This is a genomic window from Mesorhizobium sp. P2_F8 (assembly GCF_056403655.1).
Genome location: NZ_JBFUFB010000029.1, coordinates 1 through 14,433 on the forward strand (window position 1 = coordinate 1; position 14,433 = coordinate 14,433).

Sequence of the window (14,433 nt, forward strand, 5' to 3'; positions counted from 1 at the left end):
GGCTGTTCGGCGTCGACGACGCCCTTCAGCACCTTGGCGACACCGAGCGGCTCGGTCTGCTCATCGGTCTTGACCAGGATGGCGCGGTCGGCGCCCATGGCGAGCGCGGTGCGCAAGGGTTTCCTGCGCCTGCTGCGGTCCGATAGAGACGACGATGATCTCTTCCGCCTTGCCGGCTTCCTTCAGCCGGAGCGCCTCTTCGACCGCGATCTCGTCAAACGGGTTCATCGCCATCTTGACGTTGGCGAGTTCTACAGCCGAACCGTCAGCCTTGACGCGAACCTTGACGTTCGCATCCACAACTCGCTTCACGGGTACAAGGATTTTCACTTGATTGTGCCCTTATTTTCGGGGTGAGTTTCCCTATTCCGGGACCACATGGCCCAGGCAATATTCCATCTCAATCAATTATCGACCGGCTTGCGCGAGGCCCACATCGAGTGCGGCGACGATCCGCTTCACATCTGCCGCCGTGATGACGAGCGGGGGTGAGATGATGACGTTGGCACCGGAAGTGCGGACCATTACGCTTTCTTCGTATGCGGTGTCGAAAACCTTCTGCACGACGTCTTTGGCCGCTGCCGATTTCGTCTTGCGGTCCGACACCAGTTCAAGCGCGCACATCAGACCGAGACCCCGCACGTCCCCTACCAGCTCATGCTTCTCCTTGAGGCCTTCAAGGCCCACAAGCAACTCCGCTCCCCGGGCCTTTGCATTCGCGGCGACGTTGAGACGTTTTGTTTCGGCGAGCGTCGCGAGCGCTGCGGCGGCTCCAACTGGGTGACCTGAATAGGTGTAGCCGTGGCCGATCGAGCCAATGGCGCCCTTGGAGGCCTCAAATACCGTTGCCACCTTTTGGCAGATCATCACCGCGCCGAACGGAAAGTATCCGTTGCTGATTGCCTTGGCCGTGCACATGAAGTCCGGTTTGACACCCCAGCCACGCGAGCCGGTCCAGGCGCCCGTGCGTCCAAACGCTGTGATCACCTCGTCGGCGATCAGCAAAATGCCGTGCTTGTCGCAAATGGCACGCATCAATGGCATGAAGGTTTCATGCGGCACGATAACGCCACCCGACCCCAGCACCGGTTCCATGATCATGGCAGCGATCGTATCGGCCCCCTGGAAGGCGATCTCATCCTCGAACTGGCGAGCGATCGCCTGGGCAATCTCCGCCGGATCAGAGGTGCCGAAGGGATTGCGGTAGGCATAAGGTGCGGCGAGATGAAAAACCCCAGGTAGCAACGGCTCGTAGTTGCGGCGGAAGTTGGCATTGCCATTGACCGATGCGCCACCGAAATGCGTGCCATGGTAGCCCTTCTTGAGGGCAACAAACTTGGTGCGCTCGGGTTGGCCATTGATCTTGTGATACTGACGCGCCAGACGCAAAGCGGTCTCGACCGAATCCGAACCGCCCGACGTGAAGAACGCACGCACGAGGCCGTCTTCCTTGAACCATTCCGCCAGCTCGTATGAGAGCTCGATCGCCGGCGACGGCGATGTGCCGCGGAACGCGGAATAATAGGGAAGCTGGTCCAGTTGATCGCGGATCGCCTTTTTCACCGGCTCGCAAGAATAGCCGAGGTTGACATTCCAAAGGCCGCCGACGGCATCGAGCAGCTTCCTGCCGTGGATATCGGTGACCTCAACCCCCTCGGCCGCATTGATGATGTGCGGCGGGTTCGCTTGCATCTCGGCGGGATGCGCCATGGGATGCCACATGTGGCGGGCGTTGTTCTCAACAAGGAAATTCGTCTCTCGCACCCTCTGTTCCTCTCAAATTCCCAGCATCTTGATTGCCTGGGCATAGCTTTCGCCTGGCCGGGTAACATCGAAGTGCACGATGTGCATCCCGACGTCCGACGCTCCTTTGACGTTCTTGGCCTGGTCGTCCACGAACACGCAATCCGAAGGGGCAAGGCCAAGCCCGTCGAAGACGAACCCGTAAGCGCGCGGGTCGGGTTTCAGGATTTTTGTGTACGTCGCGTCGACGATCAGGTCGAACATCTGAAGGAATGGAAGCTTGGACCGAAATCCCGCGCCATAGAACAGATCGAGCTCATTCGACAGGATGGCAAGCTTCTTACCCGCGTCCTTGGCAACCTCAATCGCGCGCAACGCCTCTGGTCTGATCATCAGCTGCGGATCATCACCCCGGATGCGCTGGAGGAACAYGGGGAGTTCATCCCAGGTCTCACCGAGGAGCTTGCCGGTCTCGCATGCCCGCGTGTACCAGTAGTCCCGTTCGGTGATTGCCCCGGACTGCATCTGTTGCCACAACGCGTCGCCATCGGTGTCGAAGGGGCCCATCCAGTCAAGGGTGCCTGCAGGCAGTCCCAAGGCGGCCTCGTTCAGGCGCTGGGTTTCAAAGACCGTTTTCGAGATCACACCGCCGAAATCGAGGACAAGCGCACTACGGCGTTCAGGCATCAAGAAGATCCTTCGTTGCACGCAGGATGCTCGGATGAGGTTCAGCGCCGATTGCGCGAGATATTTCCACCGAAGCCCCGACTACGAGCCGTGCGGCTTTCAACTGCCTGTCCTTCGTCATTCGAGATGCGACACCGGCGATCGCCACCGATCCAAAAGCGTCGCCACTGCTGGAAAAGATCGGCGCGGCCACACCGCTCGATTCCACTTCAAAAGACCCAGGCGCAAAGGCGAAGCCGCGATTCCTGATTTGGTCCAATTGCGCCCGCAGTTCCTCTTCGTCGACCACGGTATTTTTCGTGTACCTGACCAATTCTCCCTCGGCAAAAACCCCGTCGCGGACCTCAGGCGCGGCGAACGCCAGAAACGCCAGACCAGATGCGGTCGCGTGAAAAGGCAGCAATTGCGACGGGTTCACCCAGACACGGGTCGATCTCTTCGGCTCCGTCACCGCAACCGTGATCATTGCGGTCTCGGCCGCCAGTGTGGCGTGCGCGGTTTCTTCCATCTCCTCGGCAAGCCTGTCGAGCACGGGATTGATGAATGACAGGAGCGGGAAACTAGCTTCTCTAACCCGAGCCAGCCTGAGTACGGCAATCCCCAGGCGGTATTTCTTGGTTTCCGCATGCTGTTCCACAAAGCCGTTGCGAATAAGCGCAACAAGGATCCGAAGAGTCGTTGCTTTGTCGACTTTGGACTTTCGGGCGAGGTCGCTCAGGCCCCATTCCGGTTCCTGCACGGTAAAATATGAAAGTAGATAAAGCGCCCTATCGACGCTTTTCATCATTGGAACTGTTTCCCCAGGTCCGGATTTCGGCACGATTTCCTCTCCTCGATGAGTGCTACTTGACAGAACTTCAAACCTAATGCAAGCTTTTTTAAACTGATGGTGACAATAATGAACCGCGAAACGACGGTCAAGCCATAATGGGAAATCCGAATGAATTTGCCTCAAAACGCTCGTCCCGCTGGCTCGGTCTATCTGACCGCTGAAGGCAGCCCGCGACACCATTCCGATTTAGCGTGACTGAGAACGACTCGGAACCGACCGTAAGGACAACCAATGGATCAAATCCAGATCGACCAGCTTCGGGGGCTTTCAGTTCCGGAGCAAGGGCTTTTCATCGACGGAAAAGCGCGCAAGGCCCTGAAAGGCGGGACGCGCGAGGTGATATCGCCGCTTGATGGGTCAATCCTTACGCGCCTCGCTGAAGCCGAAGAAGGCGATATCGACCTGGCGGTGGCGAGTGCCAGGGCGAGTTTCGACCGTGGATTATGGTCGAGGGCTGCGCCGGCCGAACGCAAGAAGGTGATGCACCGCATCGCCGAACTCATCGAAAAGAATGCGCTGGAACTGGCCGTGCTCGGAGTCCGCGACAACGGCACCGAAATCTCGATGGCGATAAAGGCGGAGCCTGGAAGCGCGGCCAACACGTTCCGCTACTACGGCGAGTTGATCGACAAGGTCTACGGCGAGATCGCACCGACGGCCGCTTCGGTTCTCGGCCTGGTTCATCATGACCCCGTCGGCGTTGTTGGCGTGATTGTTCCGTGGAACTTCCCGATGATGATCGGAGCATGGAAAATCGCTCCCGCGCTGGCGGCCGGAAATTCGGTTGTCGTAAAACCGGCGGAGGTCGCATCACTTACCTTGCTGCGTTTGGCGGAGATCTGTTCGGAGGCTGGCCTGCCGGCCGGCGTCTTCAATGTGGTCACCGGGCAGGGTTCCGTCGTCGGTGCCGCACTCGGACTCCACAATGACGTCGATGTGCTGGCTTTCACGGGCTCCGGTCCCGTAGGGCGGAGGCTTCTCGAATATTCCGCCCGATCTAATCTCAAGCGCGTCTATCTCGAACTCGGAGGTAAGTCGCCGAACGTAGTGTTCGCGGACGCACCGGATCTCGATCAGGCAGCCAAGGTCGCGGCCTATGGCATATTCCGCAACTCCGGTCAGGTTTGCGTAGCCGGCTCCCGGCTCTTGGTAGAGCGCTCGATTCACGCTGATTTTGCGCAAAAAGTGGCCGAATTTGCTTCACAGATGCGGTTGGGCGATCCCCTTGATGTCAGAACCGAGGCTGGCGCGATTGCAAGCGCCGACCAACTTTTCAAGAACCTGGAATTTGTGGCCCGGGCCACAGCCGATGGCGCCTCGCTGCTTACCGGCGGTATCCGAATCCGCGAGGAAACAGGGGGATTCTTCATGGCGCCGACGGTGTTTGACCAAGTCGCTCCAGACGCCGCCCTTGCCCAGGAAGAAGTGTTCGGCCCGGTGCTTGCGATCACGCCCTTTGACGACGAGGCCGCCGCGGTTCGGATCGCAAACTCGACGATTTACGGGCTGGCATCCGGCGTCTGGACGTCCAACCTCTCGCGCGCCCATCGCATGGTAAGGGCGATCAGGGCCGGCGTCGTCCACGTCAACACATATGGAGGGCCGGACATCACCGTGCCGCTCGGTGGCGTCGGACAGTCTGGCAACGGTCACGACAAGTCGCCGCATGCCCTCGATAAATTCCTCAATCTCAAGACAGCGTGGATTCAACTCTGATGACCGAAAACAGATCCCCAAGGTCACTCCCAGAACGGGCTCCTGCAGTCGTCATCGGCGGCGGCATCATCGGCATATCGTCCCTCTACCATCTTGCGAAACGCGGAATGGCGGGTGCGGTGCTCTTGGAGCGTAAACAGCTTGCAAGTGGGACGACATGGCACGCGGCAGGAATCGTCGGGCAACTGCGTGAGTCTGGCTCGCAGACAGCGCTCTCGAAATACACCGCACGGCTCTTTATGGAACTCGAAAGTGAGACGGGACAGGCAACGGGCTACAAGCAGAACGGCACGCTGCATCTCGCATTGTCGGATATCCGGATGGACCAGTTGCTGCGCAACCATGACCATGCCGGACGAATGGAAATCGAAAGCCACATACTCTCGATCCCGGAGCTGAAAGAAATCTGGCCCCTGGTGGACTATGGGGGCGTCCAAGGCGGCTTCTTCGTTCCCTCCAACGGTCAGGTCAATCCCCTGGACGTCACCCAGGCGATGGCCCGCGGCGCTCGCAACAACGGGGCGCTGATTTTTGAGAACACTTCGGCCACAAGAATTCTGACGAAGAACGGCCGGGTGATTGGTGTCGAAACCGATCAGGGTGTGATCGCCACCGAAAAAGTCATTCTCGCCGGCGGGATGTGGACAAGCCGCTTTGCCAAGGCACATGGGGTGACTGTGCCCCTTCATGCAGCGGAGCATTTCTACATCGTCACCGAAGCGATTGCCGGCCTCCCGCGCACCCTGCCCTGCCTTGTCGTCGGCGAAGAACGGACCTACTGGAAGGAGGACGCGGGCAAGCTGTTGATCGGTGGTTTCGAAGCCTTGGGCAAGGCTTGGGGCAAAGAGGGCATTCCAGACGGTTTCGAGTTCGACGAACTTCCATTCGACATGGAACATACCGAACCGATGCTTGAGACGATCTTCGCCCGCATGCCAGCGCTTGCCGAGATGGGGATCAAGACGTTTTTCAACGGCCCCGAGAGTTTCACACCGGACGGTCGGCCCTACCTCGGCCCCGCGCCGGAAATGCCAGGCCTGTTCATTGCCGCCGGCATGAATTCCAACGGCATCCTGAACTCCGGCGGCGTCGGCTTAACGATGGCGGAGTGGCTGATCGACGGATATCCGAGCCGCAGCATGAACTCCATGCTGGCTTCTCGCGCCCATCCCTTTCAATCCAACTCGACATACAATGCCGACAGGGTCGGTGAGTCCGTCGGATTCCATTACGGCATCCACTGGGCGGGCCGCCAGATCGAAACGGCACGCGGGGTACGTCGGGTACCACTGCACGACAGGCTGAAATCGCAAAACGCTGTTTTCGCCGAGCGCATCGGCTGGGAAATTCCAATGTATTACGACCCGTCCGGCTTGGGATGGCAGGACAAACCTTCGGTCGGCGAGCAATACTGGTCTTCCCTGGTGGCCGACGAATGTGCCGCCGCCCGGGATGCGGCGGTGCTCCTTGACCAGTCCATGTACGCCAAACTCCTGGTGCAGGGACCGGATGCCGTCGAAATGTTGAACAGGGTCTGCGGTGCCCAGATGGACGTGGCGGTCGGAACCTCCGTCTACACCCAATTCCTCAATCAACGCGGCGGCATCGAGGCCGACGTGACGGTCACGCGGATCGGCCCACAGAAATTCCTCGTGGTTACGGGGCACCCCAGCCAGGTTCGCGACCGCGCCTGGCTTGAAATGCATGCGGACCCGGAGTGGCGGTTCGAAATCTTCGACGCCACGTCGTCCTACGCGCTGCTGACGATCCATGGGCCGAAGTCTCGCGAGATACTTTCCGCCCTGACGATAGACGACCTCAGCAACGAGAAATTTCCGTTCGGTGCCGCGCGGGAAATCGACCTTGCCCATGCACGGGTCTGGGCCATCAGAAGATCGTTCGTAGGCGAACTTGGCTACGAGCTGCTGATTTCGACGGAGTTCACGCACGGTGTCTACGAGAACATCCTGACGGTCGGAACGCCACTCGGCCTGCGGCATATGGGAATGTTTGCCATGGGAAGTTGCCGCCTTGAAAAGGCTTTCAGGCACTTCGGGCATGACATCACCGAGGAGGACACACCTTACGAAACCGGCCTAGGATTTGCTGTTGATCTCAACAAGAGCGAGTTCATCGGCAAAGGCCCTCTCGCAAGGCAGAAGGCAGGCGGTGCAGCCACGCGCTTCAGGACGGTATCGGTCTCCGTCAACGGCCTCGGAAGAACAGGTCCTTATCTCGCGCACAATGAACCGATCTGGAAAGGCGATGACCTTGTGGGCCACGTCACCTCCGGAGGATGGGGCTACCGCGTTGGCAAAATGCTGGGGCTTGCAAGCCTGCATCGTGAGGATGGCGTCTCGAAGGCATGGCTCGAAGAGGGTGATTTCGAGGTCCAGATCGCCGGCAAACGCTATCCGATCCAGGTCCAGCTTCAGCCCTTCTACGACCCGCAGGGAGAGCGGATGCGTGGCTGAGACCGACTAACCAAAAAACAAAAAATGAGTGGGAACCATGACAACGAAAGAAACGAAGACGATCCTTGTTATCGGTACATTCGATACGAAGTCGGACGAACTGATCTATCTCGCTGACAGGATTGTCGCACAGGGCGGCCGAGCGCTCACGATGGATGTAAGCGTTCTCGGTGGTCCCATGCGGCCGACCGACATCAGCAAGCACGATGTCGCCGAGGCTGGCGGGTCGTCGATCCAGACGGCGATCGCGTCCGGCGACGAGAACACCGCGATGCAGATCATGGCGCGCGGCGCGTCAATCCTGACAGCGAGGCTGCACGCGGAAGGCAAGATCGACGGCATGATTGCCATGGGCGGCACCATGGGCACGGACCTGGCTCTCGACTGCGCTCGTGCCTTGCCACTCGGCGTGCCGAAATATGTGATTTCTACAGTCGCGTATTCCCCCCTCGTCCCCGCGGACAGACTAGCGCCCGACATCCAGATGATCCTGTGGGCGGGAGGCCTCTTCGGATTGAACTCCATATGCAAGTCGTCTTTAAGCCAGGCTGCGGGCGCGGTTTTGGGGTCCGCGCAATCGGTCGAAACGCCGAAGCGGGATCGTCCCATCATTGGCATGATGAGCCTTGGCAGCTCGTGCCTTTCCTACATGAGACTACTCAAGGGCCCCTTGGAAGAGCGAGGGTTCGAACTTGCGGTGTTTCATGCGACTGGCATGGGCGGAATGGCTTTTGAAAATCTGGCCGCGCAAGGATATTTCTGCGCCGTCATGGATTTCGCGCTTCCCGAGCTCGGGAACCTTCTGGTTGGCTCTATCGTCAACGGTGGCAAGGACCGACTTGTGTCAGCCGGACAGAACAAGGTCCCACAACTCGTCGCTCCGGGCTGCGTCGACTTGATAGACTTTCCCAGTTGGCAAGATATCCCCGCCCGCTTCGCCGGCAGACCCTGCCACGCGCACAATCGTTTGATCTCCTCCGCCGCGTTGAACGCGCAAGAGCGGCGCGAGACCGCCCGCGAGATCGGCCATCGGTTGGCCAAAGCCTTGGCTCCCGTGCATGTGATCCTGCCTATTCAAGGTATCGAGGAATGGGACCGGGAGGGGCAACCTGCCCATGACCCGGCAGGACTAGCAGCGTTCCTCGATGAAATGCGCTCAGCGATACGGCATCCGGTGGAATTGACCGAGATCGACGCGCACATAAACGACGCGCTGTTTGCTGAAACGGTGCTTGGAATATTCGACGATTGGGTCGATCGAGGCATCGTCAAGAAGGCACTACAATGACGATACACGCCACCCCGATCGACGCTCGCTATGCGGTTCTGTTTGAACCCGTCAAGATCGGGCCGAAGGTGGCGCCAAATCGATTCTTCGCTGTGCCGCACGCGACGGGCCACTCTCCCCTCATGCCCAACGGCTCCATCGGCATGAGGGCGATGAAGGCGGAAGGCGGTTGGGGCACCGTCTGTATGCAGCTTTCCGAGATCGATCCGTCATCCGATATCTCCAACCTGCCGATCGAGAAATTTTGGGATGAGGTCGACGTCAGGAGCCATGCACGGCTGACCGAGAGGATCCGCGAGCATGGCGCGCTTTCGGCCATCGAGATCGGCCACAGCGGCATGCGTTCGCGGGGCCTGGCAAATGGCTATCCGGTTCTCGGCCCATCCAGTCTCCCCGTTCTCAAGCCTGAGGTCCCGGTCCAAAGCAAAGCCATGGACAAAAGCGACATCAAGTTGCTACGCGAGAACTATCGCGCCGCGGTTCGACGGGCGAAACAGGCGAACTACGACATCGTCTATGTCTACGCCGCTCACGACGCGTCGATCCTGTGGCACTTCCTGACCCCGGCCTATAATCACCGAACGGATGAATATGGCGGCAGCTTCGCCAACCGGGTTCGGCTGCTACGCGAGGTCCTGGAGGAGGCCAAGGAAGAGGCCAGCGACGATATAGCCGTAGCCATTCGTTTTGCGGTGCATGAACTCACCGGGCCCAAAGCTATATCGAGTAGCGGCGAAGGGCGCGACGTGGTCGAGCTCCTGGCGGAAATCCCGGATCTTTGGGACGTCAATGTCTCGGGTTGGAGCCGCGACTCCGGAACCTCCCGCTTTGACCCCGAGGGCGCGCAGGAAGAATTTACAAGCTTCGTGAAAACAGTGACGACAAAGCCGGTCGTCGGGGTCGGCCGCTTCACATCCCCCGACGCAATGGTGAGCCAGATCCGCCGTGGCGTCCTCGATCTGATCGGTGGCGCGCGGCCGTCTATCGCCGATCCGTTCCTGCCCCAAAAAATCCGCGAAGGACGGGTGGACGAGATCAGGGAGTGCATAGGCTGCAACATCTGCGTGGCCTCCGACGCGTACTCGATCCCGCTGCGCTGCACACAAAACCCGACGATGAGTGAAGAATGGCGGCGCGGCTGGCATCCTGAACGCGTTCCCAAAGCTCAGACCAACAAGAACCTCCTTGTCGTCGGCGGCGGACCTGCCGGGCTGGACTGCGCCCTCACCCTGGCGCGGGCAGGCCACCAGGTGACAATCGCCGAAAAGTCGGAAGTGATGGGTGGACGCGTCACCAAGGAAAGCAGGCTGAAGGGCTTGTCAGCCTGGAACCGGGTCCGCGACTACCGTCTCTACCAGATGCAGCAGATGCCGAATGTCGAGCTTTTCCTAGGCAGCGAAATCACACCCGAGATTGCCTGCGAGTTTGGCGCCGACCACATATTCGTGGCCACTGGATCGCGCTGGAGGGATGACGGACTTGGCCGCACCCGGTACACGCCGATCCCAGGTTTCTCCGGTTGCGCTTTCACGCCCGACAGCATCCTGGACGGCGAGAGCCTGTCCGGTCCGATCGTGATCTATGACGACGATCATTACTACATGGCTAATGTCCTTGCAGAACATCTCGCGGCGAAAGGCCACGAGGTTCACCTCGTCTGTCCTCAGCCCGCGATTGCGGGCTGGATGGGCTACACGCTGGAACAGCCTCGTGTCCTCAGCGCCCTGATGGCGGCCGGCGTCAAGATGTATCCGAACACGACGGCCGTGGAGTGGAAGGACGGTGCGCTGCATATCAATCGGTCGGACACTTACGAACCGTTGCCGGCTATCCCCGCAGCGGCCTTGCTGAGTGTTACGTCAAGACTTCCACAAGACGATCTGTCCTCCTGGCTTTGCGAGGCCGGTGTTCCGCACACAACAATCGGCGACGCGGTCGCGCCGGGGATCATTCAAGCGGCGGTGTTTTCTGGACACAAGGCTGCCAGGGAGTATTTGGGAACTGAGCCGGCAGACCGCATCTTCAAGCGCGAGGTCCCGACCTTGTTCATCTGAATCGAAGCCTCAGTAGCAAAACAAGGAGCGTCGGCCTGGCTGGGCCCTCTTCTCTCGTCTCAAGTCCGACGCGGGCCCGCCAGCAGGAGCACCGACTATGAGATCTCGCGCGCAGTCGACATGAACCAGCTGCCCTGATCGCGACAGTTTTGGGAGGAACAATTATGGCCGCAGACACACCCTTGTGGACCGCGACGCGGGACCGGATCGACGCCGCGCCGATGACGGCTTTTCTGAAAGCCGCTGCGGCGCAGGCGGACGCATCCTTCGCCTCCTATGCCGAACTTCACCGCTGGTCGGTCGAGGATCGCGAGAGCTTCTGGAGCCTCGTCTGGGACTTCTGCGGCATCGTTGGCGACAAGGGCGAGCGCGTACTCGTCGATGGCGACAAGATGCCCGGCGCCTCATTCTTTCCCGACGCCACCCTGAACTTCGCCGAGAACCTGCTGAAGAAGACCGGCTCGGGCGACGCAATCGTCTTTCATGGCGAAGACAAGGTCGAGCGTCGGCTGTCCTGGAACGAACTGCATGCGCTGACGTCGCGCCTGCAGCAGCTTTTCCTGTCGCTCGGCGTCAAAAAGGGCGACCGCATCGCCGCCATGATACCCAACATGCCGGAAGCCATCGCCGCCATGCTGGCGACCGCTTCGATCGGCGCCGTCTGGTCGTCATGCTCTCCCGATTTTGGCGAGCAGGGCGTTCTCGACCGCTTTGGCCAGATCGAACCGGTCGTCTTCATTGCGCCGGACGGCTACTGGTACAATGGCAAGGCCATCGAAGTCGCCGACAAGATCGCCGCGGTCGCGACGAAACTTGCCACCGTCCGCAAGATCCTGATCGTGGACTATCTCGGCACCTCTGCCGACGTAGCCGAAACCGTCGACAAGGCTGCGGCGCTCGAAGACGCGCTGGCGCCCTTCGCTGCAAAACCCGTGACCTTCGAACGATTGCCGTTCGCGCACCCGCTCTACATTCTGTTCTCGTCAGGCACGACCGGCATTCCCAAATGCATCGTCCATTCGGCCGGTGGAACGCTGATCCAGCATGTCAAGGAACACCGGCTGCATGCTGGATTGCTCGATGGCGACCGCTTCTTCTACTTCACCACTTGCGGCTGGATGATGTGGAACTGGCTGGTGTCGGGTCTGGCGTCAGGCGCGACACTGCTACTCTATGACGGCTCGCCCTTCTATCCCGACGGCAATGTGCTGTTCAGTTTCGCCGATGCCGAGAAGATGACCTTCTTCGGCACCTCGGCCAAATTCATCGATTCCGTGCGCAAGGCCGGCCTCAAGCCGATCGGCACGCATGATCTACAGAGCGTGCGGGCGATCTCCTCCACCGGCTCGCCACTCTCGCCCGAGGATTTCCGCTTCGTCTATGACGGCATCAAAAAGGATGTGCACCTGGGCTCGGTCTCCGGCGGCACCGACATCGTCTCCTGCTTCGTGCTCGGCGTGCCGATCGAACCGGTGTGGACCGGCGAGATCCAGGGGCCGGGCCTCGGCCTTGCCGTCGATGTCTGGGACGATGACGGCAAGCCTATCAGGCAGGAGAAGGGCGAACTGGTCTGCACCAGGGCTTTTCCGGCGATGCCGATCGGCTTCTGGAACGACCCCGAGAGCAAGAAATACCAGGCGGCCTATTTCGAGCGCTTCGACAATGTCTGGTGCCATGGCGACTTTGCCGAATGGACCGTGCATGGCGGCCTGATCATTCATGGCCGCTCCGACGCGACGCTCAATCCGGGCGGCGTGCGCATTGGTACGGCGGAGATCTACAACCAGGTCGAACAGATGCCCGAGATTCTGGAGGCGCTGTGCATCGGCCAGGATTTCGACAATGACGTCCGGGTCGTGCTGTTCGTGCGGTTGGCCGCCGGCGTGCAGCTGGATGCCGATCTGGAAAAGCGCATCCGGTCGAAAATACGCACCGGGGCGAGCCCCCGCCACGTGCCGGCAAAGATCGTCGCCGTGTCAGACATTCCACGCACCAAATCGGGCAAGATCACCGAACTCGCGGTGCGCGACGTCGTGCACGGCCGCGCCATCAAGAACAAGGAAGCGCTCGCCAATCCAGAAGCGCTGGAGTTGTTCAGGAACCTGCCGCAGTTAGGTTGATCGACTCGGCAAACAACCTCCCAGCATGGATCATCGGGCGCAAACGTGAGCGCCGACACATGGTGTGGCGCCAGGGGATCTCGTGGACATCGGGAGATAGAGAGGCGTGACGGAGGAGAGCGACATGAGCCATGGCGGCCAGCAGTCGGACATAATCTTTCTCACGAATGGCGCGTCGGTCGTGGGTCAAGGGATGAGCCGATTGCAGAGGATTGAGCCCTCAGCGGGCGCGGTGAGTGGAGGCTCTCTTCGCTCAGCCGTAAGCGAAGCTTAAACTGGCAGTTCGATGCGCGGGGGAAAGACGGTAGCGCGATACCGACTCGAACCCCACAGTGGTTGAATCAAGGTTGCATCACAGCGATCCAGGGACCCTAACCTCCTTCAGAAGCGCGCATTTCGACTGGAGGCGCAAGACAGCAAGTTCGAAAAGCTTCCAGGAACCCCAGTCGATGGTCAATTGTAGACCGTCTGACGTCCACAATAGGGCCGATGAACGAACCCGCTGCGCGGGAGGGGTGCCTGCGGTTGAGGTAGAGATCAAGAACCGGTCGTCGCGCTCGCGTTGAGCGTCGTTCGGCTGGAGCAGAGCATGGCGGGCTTCTTCAACAAGGAGCCTGACCATGCACCATCCCGTTCTCGATGCACCCGTCAGCCCGCTGCGCCAGCGGCTGATCGACGACATGAACATGCGGCGCTTCTCACGCGAGACGCAGCGCAACTATCTCCGCGACATCGGACGCCTGGCGACATTTCTCGGGCGTTCACCAGACACAGCGACCGCCGATGACCTGCGCCGGTTCCAGATCAACCAGCAGGAAGACGGCGTTCCCGTGCCGACGATGAACAGCATCGTGTCGGCGCTACGGTTCTTCCTCACCCAAACGCTTAACCGCCCGGACCTGGCGCGCCGGCTCGTCCGGCTGTCGCATCCGCGCAACCTGCCCGTGGTGCTCAGTCGCGACGAGGTCGCCCGGCTGCTCAACGCCACCACCTGCCTCAAGCACCAGGCCGCACTGTCGATTGCCTATGGCGCGGGCCTGCGCGTCGCCGAGGTGTCGATGCTGAAGGTTGCCGACGTCGACAGCGAGCGCATGCTGCTGCGCGTCGAGCGTGGCAAGGGCGGGCGGTATCGCAACGCCATGCTCTCGCAGGACCTGCTCGCGCTTCTGCGTGAGTGGTGGAAGGTCGGACGTCAGCAGGGCGTGATGCACCGCGACGGCTGGCTGTTTCCCGGACAGCACGCGATGAAGCCGATCAGCACGCGGCAGCTCTATCACATCGTCGTCGAGGCGGCGCAGGCCGCCGACATCGCCAAGCGGGTCGGGCCGCACACGCTGCGCCACAGCTTCGCCACCCACCTGCTGGAAGACGGCACCGACATCCGGATCATCCAAGTCCTACTCGGGCATGCCAAGCTCAACAACACCGCCCTTTACGCGAAGGTGGCGACCCGGACGGTGCGTGCCGTGACGAGCCCGCTCGACAAGCTCGGCCTGTTCAAGTCGCCCGACATCTGAGC

9 protein-coding genes and 1 pseudogene are annotated in these 14,433 nt (G+C 60.4%); 6 read left to right on the forward strand and 4 right to left on the reverse strand.

Annotated elements, in window-relative coordinates:
* The 4 genes and pseudogenes from AC1DZP_RS33630 to AC1DZP_RS33645 form a co-directional block, all read right to left on the reverse strand.
* Positions 1-330, reverse strand: a pseudogene (locus AC1DZP_RS33630) (electron transfer flavoprotein subunit beta/FixA family protein); the annotation flags it as partial.
* A gap of 78 nt (positions 331-408) precedes the next feature.
* Positions 409-1,764: an aspartate aminotransferase family protein gene (locus AC1DZP_RS33635; protein ID WP_126070445.1), complete on the reverse strand. Its 1,356-nt coding sequence runs from the start codon at positions 1,762-1,764 to the stop codon at positions 409-411.
* Positions 1,765-1,776: 12 nt separating this feature from the next.
* Positions 1,777-2,430, reverse strand: coding sequence for an HAD-IA family hydrolase (locus AC1DZP_RS33640; RefSeq protein ID WP_477308408.1), 654 nt, complete (start codon positions 2,428-2,430; stop codon positions 1,777-1,779).
* Positions 2,423-3,217: an IclR family transcriptional regulator gene (locus AC1DZP_RS33645; RefSeq protein WP_245512137.1), complete on the reverse strand. Its 795-nt coding sequence runs from the start codon at positions 3,215-3,217 to the stop codon at positions 2,423-2,425. Before AC1DZP_RS33645 ends, AC1DZP_RS33640 begins: the two co-directional genes overlap by 8 nt.
* Positions 3,218-3,493: 276 nt before the next feature.
* Between AC1DZP_RS33645 and AC1DZP_RS33650 the strand changes: the two genes are divergently transcribed.
* The 6 genes from AC1DZP_RS33650 (at position 3,494) to AC1DZP_RS33675 (ending at position 14,431) form a co-directional block, all read left to right on the forward strand.
* Positions 3,494-4,978 carry an aldehyde dehydrogenase gene (locus AC1DZP_RS33650; protein WP_477308411.1) on the forward strand — a complete coding sequence of 495 codons (1,485 nt, stop codon included), beginning with the start codon at positions 3,494-3,496 and terminating at the stop codon, positions 4,976-4,978.
* A complete protein-coding gene (locus AC1DZP_RS33655; protein ID WP_477308413.1) occupies positions 4,978-7,452 on the forward strand; it encodes an FAD-dependent oxidoreductase in 2,475 nt (824 codons plus the stop codon). The genes AC1DZP_RS33650 and AC1DZP_RS33655 overlap by 1 nt, the downstream gene beginning before the upstream one ends.
* A gap of 37 nt (positions 7,453-7,489) precedes the next feature.
* Positions 7,490-8,740 (forward strand): Tm-1-like ATP-binding domain-containing protein, encoded by a 1,251-nt coding sequence (locus AC1DZP_RS33660; RefSeq protein WP_126070449.1) that lies wholly within the window; start codon positions 7,490-7,492, stop codon positions 8,738-8,740.
* The gene (locus AC1DZP_RS33665) at positions 8,737-10,794 is read left to right on the forward strand and encodes an oxidoreductase (protein ID WP_126070450.1); all 2,058 of its coding nucleotides are present in this window, start codon (positions 8,737-8,739) and stop codon (positions 10,792-10,794) included. The genes AC1DZP_RS33660 and AC1DZP_RS33665 overlap by 4 nt, the downstream gene beginning before the upstream one ends.
* A 164-nt stretch (positions 10,795-10,958) precedes the next feature.
* The gene (locus AC1DZP_RS33670) at positions 10,959-12,914 is read left to right on the forward strand and encodes an acetoacetate--CoA ligase (RefSeq protein WP_477308414.1); all 1,956 of its coding nucleotides are present in this window, start codon (positions 10,959-10,961) and stop codon (positions 12,912-12,914) included.
* Positions 12,915-13,534: 620 nt separating this feature from the next.
* Positions 13,535-14,431 carry a tyrosine-type recombinase/integrase gene (locus AC1DZP_RS33675; protein ID WP_477308416.1) on the forward strand — a complete coding sequence of 299 codons (897 nt, stop codon included), beginning with the start codon at positions 13,535-13,537 and terminating at the stop codon, positions 14,429-14,431.
* Positions 14,432-14,433: the final 2 nt, after the last annotated feature.

Bases quoted from the DNA above. Each gene is read 5' to 3' on its own strand.
- AC1DZP_RS33675 (WP_477308416.1), top strand. From the start codon at position 13,535: ATGCACCATCCCGTTCTCGATGCACCCGTCAGCCCGCTGCGCCAGCGG.
- AC1DZP_RS33665 (WP_126070450.1), top strand. From the start codon at position 8,737: ATGACGATACACGCCACCCCGATCGACGCTCGCTATGCGGTTCTGTTT.
- AC1DZP_RS33655 (WP_477308413.1), top strand. From the start codon at position 4,978: ATGACCGAAAACAGATCCCCAAGGTCACTCCCAGAACGGGCTCCTGCA.
- AC1DZP_RS33670 (WP_477308414.1), top strand. From the start codon at position 10,959: ATGGCCGCAGACACACCCTTGTGGACCGCGACGCGGGACCGGATCGAC.
- AC1DZP_RS33650 (WP_477308411.1), top strand. From the start codon at position 3,494: ATGGATCAAATCCAGATCGACCAGCTTCGGGGGCTTTCAGTTCCGGAG.
- AC1DZP_RS33645 (WP_245512137.1), bottom strand. From the start codon at position 3,217: ATGATGAAAAGCGTCGATAGGGCGCTTTATCTACTTTCATATTTTACC.
- AC1DZP_RS33660 (WP_126070449.1), top strand. From the start codon at position 7,490: ATGACAACGAAAGAAACGAAGACGATCCTTGTTATCGGTACATTCGAT.